This window comes from Pseudomonas sp. 7P_10.2_Bac1 (genome assembly GCF_025465935.1).
In the GTDB taxonomy this organism is placed as follows: Bacteria; Pseudomonadota; Gammaproteobacteria; order Pseudomonadales; family Pseudomonadaceae; genus Aquipseudomonas.
In genome coordinates this window covers 63,562-83,974 of sequence record NZ_JANLNV010000063.1, presented here as the reverse complement: position 1 = coordinate 83,974, position 20,413 = coordinate 63,562, and the positions used below count along the sequence as shown (strand labels likewise).

17 protein-coding genes and 1 tRNA gene are annotated in these 20,413 nt (G+C 56.8%); 9 read left to right on the top strand and 9 right to left on the bottom strand.

The genetic code is table 11. The features are described 5' to 3' along the window. Positions 1-52: 52 nt before the first annotated feature. Together uraH and NTD86_RS13520 are read right to left on the bottom strand one after the other, a co-directional pair. Positions 53-460: a hydroxyisourate hydrolase gene (gene uraH / locus NTD86_RS13525; RefSeq protein WP_262202949.1), complete on the bottom strand. Its 408-nt coding sequence runs from the start codon at positions 458-460 to the stop codon at positions 53-55. A gap of 9 nt (positions 461-469) precedes the next feature. Beyond that, on the bottom strand, positions 470-958 hold the full coding sequence (locus NTD86_RS13520; RefSeq protein ID WP_262202947.1) for a GlcG/HbpS family heme-binding protein: 489 nt from the start codon (positions 956-958) through the stop codon (positions 470-472). Between the two features lie 135 nt (positions 959-1,093). Here NTD86_RS13520 and NTD86_RS13515 point away from each other — a divergent pair, with 135 nt between their 5' ends. Further along, positions 1,094-1,768, top strand: coding sequence for a heavy metal response regulator transcription factor (locus NTD86_RS13515; protein ID WP_262202946.1), 675 nt, complete (start codon positions 1,094-1,096; stop codon positions 1,766-1,768). After that, a complete protein-coding gene (locus tag NTD86_RS13510; RefSeq protein ID WP_262202945.1) occupies positions 1,761-3,128 on the top strand; it encodes a heavy metal sensor histidine kinase in 1,368 nt (455 codons plus the stop codon). The genes NTD86_RS13515 and NTD86_RS13510 overlap by 8 nt, the downstream gene beginning before the upstream one ends. A gap of 94 nt (positions 3,129-3,222) precedes the next feature. Here the strand turns inward: NTD86_RS13510 and NTD86_RS13505 are convergent, their stop codons facing one another. The 6 genes from NTD86_RS13505 to NTD86_RS13480 form a co-directional block, all read right to left on the bottom strand. Continuing rightward, positions 3,223-4,296: a PAS domain-containing protein gene (locus tag NTD86_RS13505; protein ID WP_262202944.1), complete on the bottom strand. Its 1,074-nt coding sequence runs from the start codon at positions 4,294-4,296 to the stop codon at positions 3,223-3,225. 85 nt (positions 4,297-4,381) lie between these two features. Then, positions 4,382-5,350 (bottom strand): PDR/VanB family oxidoreductase, encoded by a 969-nt coding sequence (locus tag NTD86_RS13500; protein WP_262202942.1) that lies wholly within the window; start codon positions 5,348-5,350, stop codon positions 4,382-4,384. Between the two features lie 48 nt (positions 5,351-5,398). After that, positions 5,399-6,859 carry an NAD-dependent succinate-semialdehyde dehydrogenase gene (locus NTD86_RS13495; RefSeq protein WP_262202941.1) on the bottom strand — a complete coding sequence of 487 codons (1,461 nt, stop codon included), beginning with the start codon at positions 6,857-6,859 and terminating at the stop codon, positions 5,399-5,401. 59 nt (positions 6,860-6,918) lie between these two features. Continuing rightward, a complete protein-coding gene (locus NTD86_RS13490; protein WP_262202940.1) occupies positions 6,919-8,040 on the bottom strand; it encodes an aromatic ring-hydroxylating oxygenase subunit alpha in 1,122 nt (373 codons plus the stop codon). 170 nt (positions 8,041-8,210) lie between these two features. After that, entirely contained in the window at positions 8,211-9,848 is a 1,638-nt protein-coding gene (locus NTD86_RS13485; RefSeq protein ID WP_262202939.1) for a BCCT family transporter, read from the bottom strand. A gap of 300 nt (positions 9,849-10,148) precedes the next feature. Beyond that, positions 10,149-11,231 (bottom strand): tartrate dehydrogenase, encoded by a 1,083-nt coding sequence (locus NTD86_RS13480; RefSeq protein ID WP_262202938.1) that lies wholly within the window; start codon positions 11,229-11,231, stop codon positions 10,149-10,151. Positions 11,232-11,306: 75 nt separating this feature from the next. On the opposite strand from NTD86_RS13480, the gene NTD86_RS13475 reads away from it, so the two are divergent. From NTD86_RS13475 to NTD86_RS13455, 5 genes are all read left to right on the top strand, one after another. Further along, positions 11,307-12,236, top strand: coding sequence for a LysR substrate-binding domain-containing protein (locus NTD86_RS13475; protein WP_315974749.1), 930 nt, complete (start codon positions 11,307-11,309; stop codon positions 12,234-12,236). A 79-nt stretch (positions 12,237-12,315) separates the two neighbouring features. After that, positions 12,316-12,391: transfer RNA gene (locus tag NTD86_RS13470), tRNA-Thr, on the top strand. A 580-nt stretch (positions 12,392-12,971) separates the two neighbouring features. After that, entirely contained in the window at positions 12,972-13,472 is a 501-nt protein-coding gene (locus NTD86_RS13465) for a sigma-70 family RNA polymerase sigma factor (RefSeq protein WP_262202936.1), read from the top strand. Continuing rightward, positions 13,472-14,419 carry a FecR domain-containing protein gene (locus tag NTD86_RS13460; protein ID WP_262202935.1) on the top strand — a complete coding sequence of 316 codons (948 nt, stop codon included), beginning with the start codon at positions 13,472-13,474 and terminating at the stop codon, positions 14,417-14,419. The genes NTD86_RS13465 and NTD86_RS13460 overlap by 1 nt, the downstream gene beginning before the upstream one ends. Positions 14,420-14,531: 112 nt before the next feature. Next, positions 14,532-16,940: a TonB-dependent siderophore receptor gene (locus tag NTD86_RS13455; protein ID WP_262202933.1), complete on the top strand. Its 2,409-nt coding sequence runs from the start codon at positions 14,532-14,534 to the stop codon at positions 16,938-16,940. A 665-nt stretch (positions 16,941-17,605) separates the two neighbouring features. On the opposite strand, the gene NTD86_RS13450 is transcribed toward NTD86_RS13455, so the two are convergent. Next, entirely contained in the window at positions 17,606-18,067 is a 462-nt protein-coding gene (locus NTD86_RS13450) for an Lrp/AsnC family transcriptional regulator (RefSeq protein WP_262202932.1), read from the bottom strand. A gap of 193 nt (positions 18,068-18,260) precedes the next feature. On the opposite strand from NTD86_RS13450, the gene NTD86_RS13445 reads away from it, so the two are divergent. Together NTD86_RS13445 and glyA are read left to right on the top strand one after the other, a co-directional pair. Next, a complete protein-coding gene (locus NTD86_RS13445; RefSeq protein WP_262202930.1) occupies positions 18,261-19,025 on the top strand; it encodes an ArpA protein in 765 nt (254 codons plus the stop codon). A gap of 46 nt (positions 19,026-19,071) precedes the next feature. Then, a complete protein-coding gene (gene glyA / locus NTD86_RS13440; RefSeq protein ID WP_262202929.1) occupies positions 19,072-20,388 on the top strand; it encodes a serine hydroxymethyltransferase in 1,317 nt (438 codons plus the stop codon). Positions 20,389-20,413 lie beyond the last annotated feature (25 nt).

Genomic DNA, 20,413 nt, shown 5'->3' with positions numbered 1-20,413 from the left:
TCTTTTAAACGAACGCGAGACAAGCACGCTCCTACTGGGGTTAGTCAGTGACCTACGATCCTCGATACGTCGAGAAGCCATAAGGGCTGAGCAGCAGCGGGATGTGGTAATGCTGATCGGCATTTTTGACTTCGAAAATCACCGGAATCTCTGGAAAGAACGTGTCACGCCCCTCCTTCTTGAAATACTCACCCGTCTTGAACACCACTCGGTATTCGCCGGTTTCAAGCGCCTTTTGAGCCGGAAACAACTCGCCAATACGCCCTTGCTCGTTGGTCACGCCCTGGTTCAGCAGTTGCCAGGTCTGGCCCACGTGTTTTTCCAGGGTGACGTTGACGCCCGGGGACGGTAGACCGTTTTCCAGGTTCAGCACGTGGACGCTCAACGGGTTGGCAGCCAACACCACGCTCGAAAGCGTACTCAGGCTCAAGGCCGCCAAAGTGATTCTTATACGTTTCATGGGTGATCCTCAGGGTTGATTGCGTTGGATGGTCAAACCCGTCTGCTGGGCCGCCTTAATTGCACAGCCTTCGTCTTGCTCAGCACCGCCCGCCCCGGCCACGCCAAGGGCGCCAACCAGTTCATGGCCAGCAAACAGCGGCACGCCGCCGCCTAACAGTAGCAACTCGGGGATGGAGTTGAGGTTTGACGCTTCAGGGTTATTGCGCGCGCGCTCGGCAAACAGCCGGGTCGGGGTTTTGCTGGACAGCGCGGTGTAGGCTTTGCGTTGGCTGGCCAACAAGTTGTGCGACCCGACGCTCTCTGGTCGCAGCGCCAGCAGCACGTTACCGCCCCGGTCCAGTACGCTCAGTGCGCCAGTGCAGTGCTGGAGCGCGGCGTCGGCCAGTTGCCGGGCGGTTGCCAAATCCAGGTCGGCGTGACGCGGCAAGTTTGGCGCGGCCTGGGTGGTGCCTGCGAAGCCAATCGCAGTCCATAACAACAGGTGTTTGAGCATCATCGGCAAGTTCCTTTACGAATGCCGCCACCTTAACCAGCGGCCTTCGTCAGAACCTCGTCAGTTGGATTACAAGTTTGTAATAGGCAATATCTGCGAACACGCCTAGCCTGTTCAAACGACTGATCGAGGTGTGCGATGCGTTTGTTAGTGGTGGAAGACGAAGCCAAAACGGCCGAGTTCCTGGCCAAAGGCCTGAGGGAGTCGGGCTTTGCAGTGGATGTGGCTTTGAACGGGCTGGACGGACGCTATTTTATTGAGCAGCAGGCCTATGATCTGATCATTCTTGACGTGATGTTGCCCGGGCTCAATGGCTGGCAATTGCTGCAATTGATCCGCCAACGCGGCGCTACGCCAGTGCTGTTTTTAACCGCCAAAGACGCTATCGAAGACCGCGTGCGGGGTCTGGAGCTAGGCGCCGACGACTACCTGCTCAAACCCTTTGCGTTCGCCGAGCTACTGGCGCGCGTGCGCACGCTGCTGCGACGTGGCCCAATGCGAGAGGCCGAGGCGTACAGCATTGCCGATCTTGAAGTAGACGTGCTGCGGCGTCGTGTCAGCCGGGGCGGCCAGCGCATCAGCCTGACCAACAAGGAGTTCGCGTTGCTGCACTTGCTGGCCAGCCGCCAGGGCGAAGTGCTGTCGCGCACCTTGATTGCTTCGCAGGTCTGGAACCTGAATTTCGACAGCGACACCAACATGGTCGAAGTGGCCGTGCGCCGACTACGCGCCAAGGTCGACGACCCCTTCATGCCCAAACTTATCCACACCGTGCGCGGCGTCGGCTATCAGCTTGAAGCCCCCGATGAATAGGTCCATCGCCTGGCGGCTGGCCCTGGCCATTGCCTTGACGTGTGCCCTGGTGCTCAGCGTAATCGCCGTATTCCTGTACCGCTCACTGGCCTCGGAGCTGAGCTTTCGCGACGACATGGCGTTACTCGGTCGCCTGGAGCGTATGCGCGCGCTGCTGCACGACAGTGACAGCCTTGAAGCCCTGCAAGAGCGCCCGCGGTTGTACCAGAACATGCTGGGCAACCGTGACAGCCTGTTGCTGGTCAACCACAGCGATGGCCGCCCGGTCATCACGATCAACCCGCATCAGCAAACGCTGCCGCCCGTGCAACCCCTCAGCCAAGACCACACGCCACAACGCAGCGACATCCAGACAGTGGACAACATCGCCTTGTTGAGCGGCGTGGCCGAAGGCCCTGCGCACGAGCGCTTGAATGTGACCGTGGGCATGCATCTGCAAGAGCGTGAGCAGATGCTCGCCAGTTATCGGCTGCGCCTGTACATGGCGGTCGGGTTGGGCGCCTTGCTCGCGTTTGGTCTGGGGCTGCTGCTGTTGCGCCGCGGCCTGAAACCACTGCGTGAACTGGCGCAGGCCATGCGCGGCATCAATCCGCGCAGCCTGAATCAACGCATGCCTGTCGACCCTGTGCCCACCGAACTGAAAGAGCCGGTGCAGGCGCTGAATGCCATGCTCACGCGCCTTGAAGACAACTTTGCGCGGCTGTCGCAGTTCTCGGCCGATCTCGCCCACGAGATCCGCACGCCGTTGCACAACCTGCTGGGCAGCAACAGCCTGGCCCTGAATCAGGCGCGCAGCCCGGCGGAGTATCAGGAAGTGCTGGCGTCGAACATTGAAGAGTACGAACGCCTGAATCGCATGGCCGAGAACCTGATGTTCCTCGCCCGCGCCGAACACGGGCAGCGACCGCTGCACTTGCAAGCCGTGGACCTGCACGACGTGGGCGATGAACTGTGTGATTACTTCGATGCCTTGGCCGAGGACCGCCGCTTGAGCCTGGCCAACCCGCTCAACGGGACGCTGACAGCAGACCTGCATCTGCTGCAGCGCGCCCTGAGCAATCTGCTGGCCAACGCCGTGCGGCATGCCGAGCCGGGTTCAGTGATCAGGTTGTTGCAGCGTGAAGACGCCGAGTATTGCTGGATCGGCGTACATAACATCGGCACCGCTATCGAGGCACAACACTTGGGCAAAGTCTTCGACCGCTTTTACAGAGTCGACCCGTCGCGCTCGCAACCAGGGGATTCGGGTGGGCTGGGCTTGGCGATTGTGGTGTCGATCATGCAACTGCATGGCGGTGAAGTGCGGGTGCAAAGCGACGACAGCGGGACGCTGTTTGAACTGGGGTTTAAACACAGATAGTTAATCGAAAACGGCTTCTTGCAGGAGCGAGCTTGCCTCGCGATCTTTTGATCTTTTAAAAGACCGCGAGGCAAGCCGTTGGCGTTCGCAGCGCTTAGAGCTGGGATTCTAGGTGTTTGATGCGCGCCAGCAGCGCCTGGCGTTCGGCACGTTCCTGGGTGATGTCGTCGATCACGCTGATCAAATGCTCGGGGCTGTCGTCCTGTGAGTTGCGCTGCAACGAGGTGCGCACGTGGGCCCAGATGTAATGGCCGTCCTTGCACAGCAGGCGCTTTTCCAGGTCGTAGTTGCTGATGTCGCCGTCGAGTAATTGCTGCAGTTGCTCAAGGTTGGTTTGCAGGTCGTCGGGGTGAGTGACGTCCTGGAAGGTCAGCGCCCGCAGTTCTTGTTCGCTGTAACCCAGCAACTGACACAGGCTGTCGTTGACCCGCCGCCAGCGGCCGTCCAGATCGACATACGCCATGGCGCCGCAGGCCAGCTCGAACAAGGCACGAAACGCTTCTTCACTTTTGCGCAGCGATTGTTCGGCGGTTTTGCGGGCGGTGTTATCCATGCTGATGCCGATCATCTTCACCGGGCGCCCGGCGTTGTCGCACAACGGCATGGCCCGCGAGGAGATCCAGCGCATCTCGCCATCAGGCCGAAAGATGCGGAAGTCGTATTCGTACGGCGTGTTGTTGGCGAAGCATTCACGGTACATCTCGTTCATGACCACTTCGTCTTCGGGCAACACGTGCGGCCAGAAGTCTTCGTTGCTGTTGACCTGCCAGCCGTACACCTGCTCGACGTTGGCCGAATAAAACACCTCGTCGGTCAGTAGGTTCCATTCCCACGTCACGATCCCGGCGTTCTCTTGGGCCAGGGTCATGCGCGCTTCGCTTTCCATGATGTCCGCGATGTATTTGCGCCGCACATCGGTCATCGGCAGTTCGACCGATGCCGCGCCCTGAAGGTCTTGCACCGCCTGTTCGCCATAGCGCAGCCACACCCAGTTGACCTTGAGCAGGTCCGCCAGCTTGCGCAAATTGCTGTAGTCGATTTCGCCACCACGGGTCCACTTGTGCACCGCCGTGCGGGAAATGCCCAAGGCTGTGCCGACCGCTTGCAGGGTCATTTTGTGGTGTTCGAGCAGCTCCTTCAGACGAAAGGCAAAGCTATCTTCAGTCATGACATATCCGTGATCACGTAAGGCGCAGGGCGCTGCGATTATACACACACGCCTGCGCCCCTCAGCCCGATCACGGAAGGGAGGCTTATAAGTCCAGGACCAGGCGTTCGCCACGGGCGCGCGACACACAAATCATCATGGTTTGCTGGGCAGCTTTTTCTTCGTCGCTCAGGTATTGATCGTTGTGCTCGGCTTGCCCCTCGAGGATGCGCGTCTCGCAGGTGCCGCACACGCCTTCACGGCACAGGCATTCAACGTCGACATTGGCTTTTTCGATGGCCTTGAGGATGCTCATGCCCTCTTCGACTCGCAGCTCCTGACCCGATTTAGCCAGTACCAGGGTGAAAGCACCGCCGGTGATCGGCGCCGCAGCGAACTGCTCCCAATGCACACGCTCATCGGCCAGGCCCAACTGCTTGCCGGTGGCGATCACCGCATCGATCAGCGGTTTAGGCCCGCAGACATACACGTGGGCGTCGCTGTCCAGGTTGCCCATCAGCTCAACCAGGTTAAGTGACTGGCCCAGGCTGTCGGCGTAGGTGTGGGTGCGATCGGCATGCGGGCCGGCACTCAGTTCGTCGTGAAACGCGCCGTGCTCGGGGCTGCGGAAGGCGTAGTGCAGTTGGTAATCGGCACCCGCGTCACGCAGTTCGTGCACTTGCGAAAGGAACGGGGTGATGCCAATCCCGCCCGCGATCAGGACGTGCTTGCCCGCCTTCGGATCGATGGCGAACAAGTTGTTGGGGGTCGAAATCATCAGCTCGGTGCCGACTTCAACCTGCTGGTGCATAAACGCCGAGCCGCCCTTGGATTGCTCTTCAAGACGCACGCCAATCTGGTAGCTGGCAGTCTGACGCGGGTCGCTCATCAACGAATAGGCGTTGCTGTGCTGACGGCCGTCGAGGTCTTTCATCTGCACGATGATGTGGCTACCGCCGGTGAAGTCCGGCAACGGCTTGCCGTCCTGACGTACCAGGGTAAAACGTTTGATCAGCGGCGTTACCTGCTCTACACCGATCACACGGGCGGCAAGCATTTGATAAGAGTTGGCCATCGCAAAACCTCTACTGCGGTAAAGGGCGGCACTCGCGTGCCGCCTGATTTAAAACCCGGTATTAACTGCCAGGCACAGGTATTTCAGTTGCAGGTAATCTTCGATCCCGTACTTGGAACCTTCGCGCCCCAGACCGGATTGCTTGACCCCGCCAAACGGCGCCACTTCGTTGGAAATCAGCCCGGTGTTGATGCCGACCATGCCGTATTCCAGTTGCTCGGCGATGTGCCACACGTGGCCGATATCACGGCTGTAGAAGTACGCCGCAAGGCCGTACAGCGTGTCGTTGGCCAGGGCCAGCACTTCGGCGTCGGAATGGAAGCGCACCAGCGGCGCAACCGGGCCGAAGATTTCTTCGTCCAGCAGCAACATGCCTTTCTTGATGTCACCCAGTACGGTCGGCTCGAAGAACTGTTCACCCAACGCATGCACCTGGCCGCCCAGCAGCAAGGTCGCGCCTTTGCTGACGGCGTCGTCGATCAGGGAACGGACTTTGTCCACCGCTTTAACGGTGATCAGCGGGCCGATCTGGGTGTCTGCCGCGTTGCCATGACCAACCTTCAGTTCGGCCACTTTGGCGGCGAACTTGCTGGCGAACTGGTCGTAGACTGCGTCGTGAACGTAGAAGCGGTTGACGCACACGCAGGTCTGACCCGCGTTGCGGTATTTAGCGGCGATTGCACCTTCGACGGCGGCATCGACATCCGCATCGGCAAACACGATAAACGGCGCATTGCCGCCCAGTTCCAGCGACACTTTTTTGATGGTTTCTGCGCATTGGCTCATCAGCAAACGGCCGATCGGAGTCGAGCCGGTGAAGCTGAATTTGCGCACCAGCGGGTGGCCGGTGAGTTGTGCACCAATGGCCGGTGCGTCGCCGGTGACGATGTTCAGCACGCCAGCCGGTATGCCCGCACGCTGGGCCAGTTCGGCCAGTGCCAGCGCCGAAAACGGCGTTTCGTTGGCCGGTTTGACCACGATGGTGCACCCGGCGGCCAGCGCAGGCGCGACCTTGCGGGTGATCATTGCCGCGGGGAAGTTCCACGGCGTAATTGCAGCGCACACACCGATGCCTTGCTTGACCACAATCAGGCGTTTGTCATTGGACGGCGAAGGGATCACGTCGCCATACACGCGCTTGCCTTCTTCGGCAAACCACTCGATGAACGAGGCCGCGTAGCGAATTTCACCGACGGCTTCGTGCAGTGGCTTGCCCTGCTCCAGCGTCATGATCCGGGCCAGATCATCTTCGTGTTGCAGGATCAGATCAAACCAGCGACGCAGGATCTGCGCACGGTCTTTGGCTGTGCGTTCGCGCCAGGCAGGCAGCGCTGCATCGGCGGCTTCGATGGCGCGAATCGCTTCCGCGCTGCCCATCAACGGCACGTTGCCCAGCAGTTGGCCTTGGGCCGGGTTGGTCACGTCGACCGTCTGACGGCTGTCGGCATCTGCCCAGGCTCCAGCAATAAAAGCCTGTTGACGAAATAATTGGGGGTCTTTGAGCTGCACGCAGGACACTCCTCTTAATAGGACCAGAGCGCCGCAGCAGAGCTGCGGCGCCAGGCAGATCAGTCGTCCAGGTGGGCCACGGCGATCAGGTTGTGGAAGTGCGCGATGCCGTGTTCGCTCATGCCGCTGCGCTGACGGTCAGCCATGATTCGGCCTTGGCCGCGGTAGCCGCGCGATTGCAGGCCGCGTTGCACGCTTTCGACCAGACGCAGGTCTTCTGGGCGGAACACATCGCGGTACCACTCGATCAGCGATTGCTGCTCCGGGGTGATCTCTTTGTTGAGGAAGTAGATGTCGTAGTGCTGCATGGTCACGCCAGCGCTCACCGGGAACTCGTAGATCACGGTCATGAAGTTGCCACCGGGTGGCGCGTTGAACATGGTGCACGGCCACGCCCAGAAACCGCTGAAGGACGGGTCTTTGATCGACTCGTCGAACTTGAAGGACTTCTCCGACGACTTGGCGTGACCGAACTGCAGTGTCCAGGTGCCATGCAGGGTGTGCCAGTACTCGTCCACGCTCACCGAATCGGCAAAGCCAGGGTGAGCCGGGGCGCAGTGGTAGCACTCCAGGTAGTTGTCGACGATGGACTTCCAGTTGGCAGGCGTGTCGCTGACAAACCGTGCGGCCAGGTGCAGGTCGTCAACCACCGGGCAGGCTTCGCGCAGGCGTGCTTCCAGGCCTGGCAGTTGCTCTTCGACGGTGCCTGCGTCGTTGTTCATGTTGATGTAGATGAAGCCGGCGTATTCCTCGACGCGCAGCGACACCAGGCTGGAGTTCTCCTTGTCGAAGTTGACCACGTTGTCGCAGTTGCGCGCGTGTGCCAGTTCGCCGTCGAGTTTGAAGGTCCAGGCGTGATACGGGCAGGTGATCACGTTTTTGGCCTTGCCGCTGCCGCTCAGCAGTTGGTGACCACGGTGCGGGCACACGTTGTAGAAGGCACGCAGCACATTGTCACGGCCACGCACGACGATGATGCTTTCACCGATCACTTCGCGGGTGATGTAGTCGTTGCTGTTGGCCACTTCGCTGCGGTGACCGACACAAATCCAGGTGTTGGCGAAGATCTTTTCCTTCTCAACTTCGAACACATCCTGACGGGTGTAGTAGGACGCCGGGATGGTGTGAGCTTCGTCAGCATTGGTGCAGAAGTCAGCAGGCAATTTCACGATTGTGTTCATTCTTGTCTCTCTCAAACTATTAAGAGGGTTGTGCATTACGCCCTGTATCGGGCTGTTTTTATGTAACCGATGAATAACAAGAAACTCATGGTTAACACGACACGCAAAAAAAACCGCTCAGGTCCCGGCACCGTGGTGCCGGAGCCTGCGCGTGGTTCACTCAGTAGCCATTAACTCAAGGCTGCGGGTACCGCCTTGGCTTTCGGTGCAACACCCGGTGTTGGCGTCGCGTGTTCAAACGGAGCGACGTAATCCAGGTTCTGTTCCCGCTCCACGGACTCTTCCTCGATCAGGTAGGCCGGCGTTGAGCCGTAGTCCTTGAACATCCAGGTGAGGAAGCCGTAAATCTTGGTCAGCAAGATCACCAGGAACGGGATCGCGGTCAGTACCACCGCGGTTTTCATGGTCGACAGCGATACTTTGGCAAACAGCATCGCCAGCGGGATCAAGGTCAGGGCGATACACCAGAACAGACGGTGCGTCGGCGATGGGTCCTGGCCTTCCTGCATGTTGCGGGTGCTGGTGGCCGCTACGGCGTAGGCCGCTGCGTCCATGTGCGAGGCACAGAACACCGCCATGATGAACAGGTAAACCCCGAGGAAGATCTGACCGAACGGCAAGGCGTTCAGAAGCATCTCGACCGCAGTTTCACCACCCTGCTCCGTCAGGATGCGCGGGACATCGATCGCGCCGGTGATGAACTGATGCATGCTGTAGCTTTCCAGCGTGCCGAAGAAGAACCAGCAGCCAAAACTGCCGCCCATCAACATTGCGGCGACCACTTCTTTCATCTTGCGGCCCTTGGACACACGGGTCACAAACATCGCCACACCCGGCGCGTAGGACACCCACCACAACCAGTAGAAAACCGTCCAGTTGCGGGTGAAGGCACCGTCGCCTTGCGGGTCGGTAAACAGGCTCATGTGCACGTAGTTCTGCATCATCAGGCCAACGGAGTTGGCGGTGTTGTTGATGATGAACTGCGTTGGGCCCACTACCAGCACCACCGCCGCAAACACCAGCGCGCCCACACACACCATCTTCGACAGACGCTGCATGCCACTGGCAATACCGATGTAGGAACTGAGCGAGAACACCACTGCCACCACGCCGATCACCATCAACTGCGTAACGAAGGTGTCAGGCATGCCGGTGAGGGCCGACAGGCCGCGGGTCAGGGTGGACGCGGTGAGCACCAGCGAGACAGTCAGGGCGCCAAACATGGTCAGCAGGAACACCAGGTCAACCAGCCGACCAACCGGACCGTGGGCTTTGAAGCCGGTCACCGCCTCGACGATCGAAGACAGGCTCAGGCCGCTCTTCTTACGCACGTGGAAGTGATAAGCCATCGCCAACGATGACAAGGCATACAGCGACCAGGCACTGATACCCCAATGGAAAAACGAGTAGCTGACGCTGTAATCCAGCGCTTCACGCGAACCGGGTGCAATGTTCAAACCGGGCGTCTGGTAGTAATACGCCCACTCCATCACCCCCCAGTAAAGCGTCGAGGAGCCCATACCGGCGCAGATGAACATGAACACCCACGTCACAGTCGGGTATTCAGCTTTACCATTGCCCAGGCGAATGTTGCCGTACTTGCTGAACGCGATGTACAGCACCACCAGGGCGCAGCAGAACACAAACACTTGCACCGAAGTGCCAAACGTACGAGAAGACAGCTCAAACAGCATGTTCGCTGTGACTTCGGCTTGTTGCGGATAAACGGCAAGACCTACAACGGTAATCAGTACAGCAATCAGGCTAGTTGATATCAAAAAGACATCTTTTTTATTGTTATTGGACATTTAAGTCTCCAGAGAGAGAGTTTTTTCTCTTACTGCGTGGCTCTAGATCAGCATCTACAGCTGTTTTAAGCTCCTTAAATCTCGTTGAATCAAATCCGTTAACCTTTGGTTAACATATATCCTTCGGTTAACAATATGCCCCGAGATTTGGGCTTTTGCAACTGGATTTGTTGAAATTTCCTACGCAGTAAACAACTGTCTTAACACGCCAAACAGCCCGCGAAAGTGCCCGTTTTCAGGGGGCTTCGCGGGCTTTCAAACCGTCTACTGTGCGGTGTTGCCTAACGCCGTGGAATCAGCTCATGCCAGGGCAGCAGCGATGGCTTTACCGACTTCTTGCGTCGAGGCCTTACCACCCAAATCCGGTGTTTTCGGACCACTGGCAATCACGTCTTCAATCGCGCGCAAAATGCCATCGTGCGCGGCTTGATAACGCTCATCTCCTTTGCCCAAGAATTCCAGCATCAGTGCGCCCGACCAAATCATGGCAATCGGGTTGGAAATATTTTGCCCGTAGATATCCGGCGCCGAGCCGTGGACCGGTTCGAACAGCGACGGGAAATTACGCTCAGGGTTGAGGTTGGCCGACGGTGCAATGCCGATCGTGCCTGCACACGCAGGGCCGAGGTCCGACAAAATGTCGCCAAACAGGTTGGACGCCACCACCACATCAAAACGATTGGGTTGCAGCACGAAGCGCGCGCACAAAATATCGATGTGCTGCTTGTCCCACGTCACTTGCGGGTAGTTGGCCGCCATGGCTTCGGTGCGTTCGTCCCAGTACGGCATGCTGATGGAGATACCGTTGGACTTGGTCGCCGAAGTCACGTGCTTGCGTGGGCGGTCTTGGGCCACTTCAAAGGCGTACTTCAGAATGCGGTCCACACCGCGTCGGGTAAATACCGACTCTTGCAGAACAAATTCGTTTTCAGTGCCTTCAAACATGCGTCCGCCCACCGAGGAATATTCGCCTTCGGTGTTTTCACGGATCACCACAAAATCGATATCACCCGGCTCACGGCCCGCCAGTGGGCACGGCACGCCCGGGAACAGACGCACAGGGCGGATGTTCACGTACTGGTCGAAATCGCGACGGAACTTGAGCAGCGAACCCCACAGCGAGATGTGATCTGGCACTTTGTCCGGCCAGCCCACAGCGCCGAAATAGATCGCGTCAAAGCCTTTGAGCGTCTCGAACCAATCGTCCGGCATCATTTGCCCGTGACGCTCGTAATAGTCGCAGCTGGCCCACTCAATGATTTCAATCGACAGATCGAGGTTCCACTTTTTGGCCGCCGCTTCCACGACGCGCAGGCCTTCGGGCAGTACTTCGTTACCGATACCGTCACCGGCGATGGCGGCAATTTTGAATGTCTTGGTCATGGGGCGAACTCTTGAAAATGGACAGTGGGGCCATGGTATAAAGCCACCAAAGAAAGATAATCAGGCGAAGTGATGATGGATAAGACACGCTTTGTGAATAATCTGCCTAACCTCGAAGACCTACGCGTATTCGTGGTCGTGGCCCGGCGCTCCAGCTTTGCCGCCGCCGCCAGCGAACTGGGCGTGTCCCCTGCCTACGTCAGCAAACGCATCCAGTTGCTGGAGCAAAACATCGGCGTGCGCCTGCTGCACCGCACCACCCGCCGCGTGGCCGTGACCGACGACGGCGAGCGCGTCTACCGTTGGGCGCTGCATATATTTGATGCGGTCGAACAGATGAGCGACGAAGTCTCGGCCCTGCACCAAGAGCCGCGCGGGCAACTGCAAATCATCAGCAGCTTCGGCCTGGGCCGTCGCCATGTTGGCCCCGCGCTGTCAGAACTGTCCCAGCGCTACCCGGCCCTCGACATCCGCTTCGACATGTTCGACCGCTTGGTAGACCTGATCGAAGAAGGCTTCGACCTCGACATCCGGATTGGCGACAACATCGCCCCCAACCTGATTGCCAAACTGCTGGCCAACAACGCCCGCGTTTTGTGCGCCAGCCCCGACTACCTGAAACGCCACGGCGAGCCGCGCAGCTTGTCCGAACTGGCGGGCCATGAATGCCTGGTCATCAAAGAGCGCGACCACCCGTTCGGCCTGTGGCGCCTGCAAGGCCCGGAAGGCGAAGCCAGCGTCAAAGTGACGGGCGCCTTGTCCGCCAACCACGGCGAAGTCGTCCACCAATGGGCCATCGACGGCCGCGGCATCTTGCTGCGCTCCTATTGGGACGTGCGCGAGAGCCTGCAAAACGGCAAACTCGTGCACATCCTCCAGGACTACCGCCAGCAAGCCAACATCTGGGCCGTCTACACCGCCCCGCTCGCCAACTCCGCCAAAATCCGCGTCACCGTCGAGTTTTTGCGCCAGTACTTCAGCGAACGCCACCCCACCAGACCCTAGCGCCGATGCGGATCGTGAAAATAGTCTGTAATCAGGGGTTTACAAGCCAGAACATCCGCGTATACTCCACGCCCATAAAGCCGGTATAGCTCAGTTGGTAGAGCAACTGACTTGTAATCAGTAGGTCCCGAGTTCGATTCTTGGTGCCGGCACCATACAAAGTTTCAAAGGCTGCTACTAAGACTTTGAAACTAACGAAAAACCCGCCTTCTGGCGGGTTTTTTCGTTTTGGGGTTCCATCGATTTCCCTTAGAAACTGGTGGCTTCCAACCGTTTTAAGGGTAGCGTTTGGGATACAGGTCACTTCGATAAAAGGGAGCCTCCTTATATCGCGCACCTCAACTCCGCTCTTCGACACAATTTGCCACTTGGTAAAACCTACAGACCGCGCCTACAAGCCTTTCGACGGCAATGGCCTCTACCCTCTAGTCCAGCCCAATGGCCGTCCGCATGGATGTACTCTCCGGGTCGCATCGCAGGCACCAGCGCCACCTTTGTCAGGTAAAGACGATTCAATCAGCTATCACTAAGCCCTGGCCCCGCAACAATCCATGGGCTTGGTAAGAAAAACACATGCCCTGGTTTTTGACTCAGCGGATGAGGTCACACTCCAAACCTAAACGAATCTCTTGAACTCTCTGTGAGCCTTCACCAGCCTTAGAAAAGTCACTTGCATAAACAGCCTGCCATCATGACAATGAGATCGATTACCATTTAGTCATGGGTGACTCTCTCATGTCAGCGCTTGATCATTCAGTTCTTCATCAGCTGTACAGCGATCACAACAGCTGGCTGAAGGGCTGGTTGCGAGTCCGGCTGGGCAATGCCGCCGATGCTTCGGACTTGGCTCAAGACACGTTCCTGCGAGTCATGACCGCCCGCCATGACGCCCCAATTCGCGAACCGCGGGGTTACCTTAGCGCCATTGCGCGCTCGCTGTTGATCGATAAGTCTCGCCGCCGCACCATTGAGCAAGCTTACCTTTATGCTTTGGCTCAGCGACCTGAACCCGTAGAGGTTTCGCCGGAAATTCGTTTGTCCATCATCGAAATGCTGGTTGCGATCGATAGTCTGCTCGACGAATTGGGTACCAGGACTCGGGAGATATTCCTCGCGGTCCAGCTTGAAGGGCTGAGCTATGTTGCAACTGCTGAACGTTTCGGTGTCTCGGTCACCACGGTCAAAAATCATCTAATTCGCGCCATGACCCGTTGCCTATTGCTGGTCGAGAGCTGATGCCTTCCTCCTTGGACCTCAAGACACTTGAGGCTGCCGCCACGTGGTACGTGCAGCTTAATGACGGGACTACCAACGAGGCACGGACTCAAGCCTGGCAAACTTGGGTGCAATCCAGCCCAAAGCACGCTGCGGCTTGGGCACGCGTCGAAACGCTCCAGCAACAGTGGGCAATGATGCCCAAACAAGCGGCCCTATCCAGCCTTGACGCAGCAACAGCGCAACGCCGTGATGTGCTGAAACTACTGAGCATGCTGATAGCTGTTAGCGGCTGTACGTGGCTGGCAGCGGAGCAAGTACCGTATCGCTCAATGCTTGCTCAACAACGTACCAGTCTGCGTGAACGTCGCTCGTTGCGCCTAGACGATGGCTCGCAACTGGAATTGAACGCCGACACGGCTTTGGATATCCGCTTCGATTCAAAACAGCGATTGATCCAGTTGTACCGTGGCGAAATTCTTGTTCAAACCGCCAAGGACCCCACCCAGCGCCCATTTATCGTGCAGACCGAAGAAGGTCGAGTGCATGCACTGGGCACCCGATTCAGCGTCCGCCAATTAACCGACCAAACGCGCGTTGGAGTGCTACAAGCCGCTGTTGAGGTCAATCCGCACCAGCATATTGAACGTACTCTGCGCCTTAATGCCGGAGAGCAAGTCACCTTTGATCGCGATGAAATAGATGTTCCCAGCCCTTTGCCCCCGGGCTCGACCGCTTGGGTACAGGGCATGCTGAGCGTGGATGACTGGCGGCTGGGCGATTTCATCAAAGAGCTGGGACGCTATCGCCCAGGCGTACTGCGCTGTTCAACATCGGTTGAGGGGCTAAGCATCTCAGGCGCGTTTCGCATAGATGATACGGATACCGTGCTGGAAAACCTGAGCCAGGCTTTACCCGTAAGGGTGCGCTACCTGACGCGCTTTTGGGCCAGCATCGAACCGGCATGAATTCGATTTGAAAATGTTTAAGAAGTCACCTTGCTGATTTTGATTCTCATCCGTCAATGACACAAGCCGCGATGACAGCGACTTTCTGCCATGACAACGCAAGGATCAACGAATGCCCCTGATTCCCCTCTATGCGAAGACTTCAATGACCCGCCCGGTTCGCTTGGCTCTCTTTGGACTGAGCCTCGCGAGTCTGTCGGGGCTGGCGCTAATGTCCACGCCAGTTTTGGCGCAAAGCCAGGCGTCCTACCAGATCGCCTCAGGCCTGCTTGGCCCTGCCCTGACCCAGTTCGGAGTGCAGGCGGGCGTGACGATTTCATTTGATACCGAGCAAACCCGCCGTCTGACTACGACGGGCCTGACTGGCATGTACAGCGTCGAGGAGGGACTGATGCGCTTGCTGGCCAATAGCGGGTTACAAGCGCAGCGTCAAAGCAATGGTGGCTATGTGTTAATCCCGGCCAGTCACGGAACAACGGTGGTACTTGGCGCGACGAATGTCTCGGGCCAATCGCTGGGAGCAACGACAGAGGGAAGCGGATCGTACACTACCGGCTCCATGAGTACCGCGACCAAACTGGCCACCTCCATGCGCGAGACGCCACAGTCGGTCACGGTAATCACTCGCCAACGCATGGACGACCAGAACATGCAGTCTCTGGAGGACATTTCGACTTACACCCCAGGCTTGACCATGCGTAAAACCGGTGGTGAACGTCCAGAGTTCTACTCCCGCGGTTCCGCCATCGACAACATCATGATTGACGGACTGCCAATCGCGTATGACAGCGACACCCTTGGCACGTCGACCCTGGCAATGTTCGACCGGGTTGAAGTCGTGCGCGGTGCATCGGGCCTGATGCTCGGTGCAGGCAACCCCTCCGGCACCCTCAACCTGATCCGCAAGCGCCCCACTGTCGAGCCGCAAGTTTCAGTCACCTTGGGAGCTGGCTCATGGGACAACTACCGCACCGAAATCGATGCCAGCAGCGCACTCAATTCCAGCGGTTCGATCAGGGGCCGCGTGGTCGGTGCCTTCCAGGACAAAGACAGCTTTATCGATGGTTACAGCAGCAAGCGCCAGTTGTTGTACGGCATCACCGAATTTGACCTGAGCGAAGCCACTACCCTCACCCTCGGCGCGTACTACAACCGTGAAGACAACCCAGGAGCCGACTGGTCGGGCATCCCGACCAAGGCCAATAGCACGTTCCTGCCAATATCCCGCTCGACACGCATGAGCCCGAACTGGACCTACTGGAACAAGAAAAACACCAGCGCATTTGCCGAAATTGAGCACCGCTTCGACAACGACTGGAAGCTACGTCTGAATACCACATGGCTGCGAGGCGACCTGGACATGCTGGGCACCAGTTTCTATCGACTGGACCCAAGTGCAGATCAGTTGAACCTGAACGTGGGCCGTTACACCTACCAGCACACCCAAAAAAGCGTCGACAGCTACGTTTCCGGCCCTTTCACCCTGTTGGGTGCGACCCACGAACTGGTAATCGGCGGCAGCTATCGCAATGATAAAACCGACGATGGCCCGGGCGGTGGTTTCCTCAACGACCCAAACATCGTGCTCGACCCATCAAACTTCGACTATCACAGCGCAGAAAAACCGGCCATCAACTACAACTGGTCTCGTAAGGGCAAGGTCGAGCAATACAGTACCTACGCCACCGTGCGCTTCCATCTGCGTGACGACCTGAAACTGATCCTCGGTTCACGCCTGGATTGGTATGAATACGAACAGAACACGATTTCCGGCGACTACGCATTTGGCGCTAACTACAAGGCTACGCGCGAATACACGCCCTATGCCGGCCTGATCTACGACATCAACGAAACCTACTCGGTGTACACCAGCTGGACCAGAATCTTCCAGCCGCAAGCCAACGTGAACTTCCAGGGCAGCCTTCTGCCGCCGGTCACTGGTACCAACCGCGAAGTAGGGATCAAGGGCGAGTACTTTGACGGGGCGCTGAACGCTAGCCTGGCCTACTTCCAGTTAAACCAAGAAAACCTCGCACAAGGGCTTGATGCCTGTGCACCGGGTGTTGCTTCCTGCTCCGTGGCTTCTGGCGAAGTAGAAACCAAAGGCGTCGACCTTGAACTGCAAGGCATGCTTGCCCGTGGCTGGCAAGCCTCCGCCGGCTACACCTATGCGGGCGCCAAGAACGTCAAAGGTGGCAGCGGTCGCTTCGACAGCGACACGCCCTACAACCTGCTCAAACTGTCCACCATTTATCAATTGCCGGGCGACCTCGAAAAATGGTCGATCGGCGGTTCATTCCGCAGCCAGAGCAGCACATACACAACTTACGGCGTATCTCAGGGCGGCTACAGCATCGTCGACCTGATGACCGGCTACAACGTGAACAAAAACCTCAAAGTGCAAGCCAACCTGAACAACGTGTTCGACAAGCACTACTACCAGAGCATCAGTAACCCGGCAGGCGCAAACATCTTCGGCGACCCACGTAACGTGGCCGTGACCATGAAGTGGAGCATGTAAGCCACATCTGAGAATGACAACATCCTGCTTGGGCAGGTGTTGTCGTTCATCCCGTCTATATGGGAATACTCAAAAGCTGGAAAGATGTGCCGTTCCTAACTGTGGTAGGCGGGCCGACGAAAGTAATTCGACCACACCACATCGAGGTAAAGACTAAATAACCCGTTCGTCACCATCAGGGTAATCTAAGAGATAACACTATCTAGTGCCTGTATTTAACTAACTATTAAATAAATAGATAATCTTTAGTTATATTTCAAGTACCGCACCATACGCAATACAGAAAAGATTCACCACAAGGCGGGCCTTTTTTCTGGGGTTTGAGAGCTGGTGGTCAAGGGCTATGGTGTAGATACGGCCTTAATCTAAACCGCGTCATGATGTAGCAGCTAGGCATCAAGACTGCACGCTTTTTGAAGAAGCAAGCCTACGCTTCGGTAAATAATTCAACGTAATCGCTAATGATAACCCGCGGCCCTCCAGCCACGCGTAGATCTGGCGGATTTGAAGCAAAACTAAAATCTAAACCGCACGCCATTAATTCCCTTCCGAAGATAGAGAGCCTATAAAAGTCATTAGGGACGCTATGGCTTACATGTAAAAAAGGATACTAATTATCAAGATCACACCATTTGCAAATAAGCGACGAGCAGAAATCACAGCGACTATATATTTATCGCTGGTAACTTCCGATCTACCGTTTTTATTATCGAGGTATGGGTGTCAGCCAATTGCGCTATCTGCTGTAGGGTCTGGTCCAGATGATGAACTGATTCGATATACAGATGACACACAAAACTGTCGTCGCCCGTGATTTTGTAGCAGGTTACACACTCTTTAATACGTTTGATCAGCGCTTCAACTTCGTGGAACTTTCCTGGTAATGGTTTTACCCGGACCAATGCCTGCAGTACATAGCCCAGAGCGAGCGCGTCCAACTCCAAAGCGAATCCGGTTATGACACCTTCCGCCTCCAGACGTCTGATGCGTTCGCTGCAACCTGGCGCCGAGAGGCCCACTTGGCGGCTAAGTGCTCGGATGGAGGTGCGGGCGTTTTCGTAGAGCGCAAAAATGAGCGCGCGATCAATAGAGTCTAATTTTTGACTGCTGTTTGTAAGTTTTTTCATACGGCGAACCTTACGAAAAGTGAAAACAAGACCTCAAAAACTTACATACCATAGATCGAAGATAAAACCATAGACTTTTTTGAAGAGGGGTTTTATTGTTTTTGAACGGTCGTCATCAGCACTGGCTGCTCAAACACAATGTTTAACCTTCAACATTTCCATATCCGCTTCAATTTATTTTAGAGGACGTGAAATGAACGACATGTTAGATAAAGTCTTGCTGCAACAGTATTATAAAGACAACTTTCCTGAGCAAAGACTGTTCATACTGCGCAATGAGTTCTCTCGAAATGGTTTTATCAAATTACGCGATGTCGTCAGCGACACTCTGCGCCAGCAAGTTACCCGCGAGGTAAAAAAGCTTATTGATCGCCAGATTGAGCGCAGAGATCTACATCTGGCGACCACCGATTACACGCCGCGATACATGAGTGTTGTACGCAGCGAATTTATTGCGGAAAACAGTGAGCTCATTTGTGCCCTGTCCAAGTGCGAATCCATGCTGGCCATGCTGTCTGTGATCGCTGACACCAACATTATTGCTTCAGTCTCCAAGGACGAGGAATACCTGATCACCCAACAGGAGCGTAAAGGTGACACTCATGGTTGGCATTGGGGCGATTACAGTTTCGCGCTGATCTGGATTATCGAGACACCACCGATTTCCAAAGGCGGGATGCTGCAATGCGTTCCTCACACGACATGGGACAAATCCAACCCCAGAATTCATGAAATCCTGTGCAGTAACCCGATTGCCACTTACGGTTTTGAAACGGGCGATATCTATTTTCTGCGCACGGATACGACGCTCCATCGCACCGTTCCGCTCAATGAAGACGCTACGCGAATCATCCTGAACATGACGTGGGCAGATGAAAAACACCTCGACAGGAACCTGCACGGCAATGATCGGTGGTGGGAGAACGAGCATGCCGAGGCGGCGAAAAGCCTGACTTGAAACAAGGTGCTTCTTCGTTATCCACAGGCCCCACAGGATTCAGATCATGCACGATGCCCAATGCCTACAGTGCGCCAGCGCTTTGTTGAAACAAGCCCAGTCACACTCCGCCATGGCCGATCTGGTTAGAGCTGCCGTTACACGAAATGAACAGTGGCGCGGGCAACAGTGCATCAATCTCGTGGCGGCTGAATCCCCGACTAGCCCATCCGTACGCGCCCTTCTTTCCAGTGAGGTGGGTACACGCGCCTCAGGTGGGCATATCGGTCGTGATAACCGATTTTTCTCGGGCATGAAAAATATCGATGAACTGGAGTCCTTATGCGTAGAACTCCTGAAGATGACCTTTGATGCCCAGTACGCTGACCATCGGTTGATGGGCGGAATGGCGGCGGTACTCGCGGCCTACACGGCATTGACCCGGCCCGGTGATAGCATCATGACGGTGTCAGTTATCAGGGGCGGAGACACCAGCAACAGGATGAATGGGCCGCCGGGCGTCAGAGGGCTGAAGGTGTGGGACATCCCTTTTACCCCCAAAACTGGCGAGGTAGACCTCGATCGGTTGAGTGAGATGGCCCGTGCCTTGAGACCACAAGTCATCGGGTTGGGAATGACGCTCACGCTTTTCGCGCTTCCTGTCAGGGAGATCAAAAATATCGTTTCGCCCTGGGGCGGGAAGGTCTATTACGACGCTGCCCATCAGTTGGGATTAATCGCCTCCGGGCTTTTTCAAGACCCGCTCAATGAGGGGGCGGACTTGATGACCGGGTCTTCGGGCAAAACATTCAGCGGCCCGCAGGGAGGCATCATGGTCTGGAATGATCCCGAACTGACAGTGCCCATCAACACGGCGATTTTCCCCACCTTGACCGGCAGCCACCAGATCAATCGCGTAGCGGCGCTTGCAGTGGCGGCAACCGAATTGCTTGAGTACGGCACCGCTTACATGAAGCAGGTGGTTCGCAATGCCCGAGCACTTGCCAGGTCACTGGAGAACCAAGGGGTCACGGTCTTTTATCGAGAGCAGGGTTATACCCAAACCCATCAGATCGTTATGGATTCAAAACCCTTCGAGTGTGGCCGGGATGCTGTCCAGCGTCTGGAGGCCGCCAACATCATCACCAATGAAATGCCGTTGCCGTGGGATGTCGACCCACACCGCGAAACCGGTATTCGGCTAGGCACCGTTGAAATTACCCGCCTCGGGATGAAAGAAGCAGAAATGGGGTGGATCGCCGAGCAGATCGCCAAAGTCTTACTTCGCCGAGAAGACCCGATGGCCGTGGCCAACGGTGTGATCGACTTCATGAAAGGCTACACAAAGGTCTACTACTGTCACGAACAGGGGTTACCCCAATAGACGCTATTGGCACCTCATACAGGAG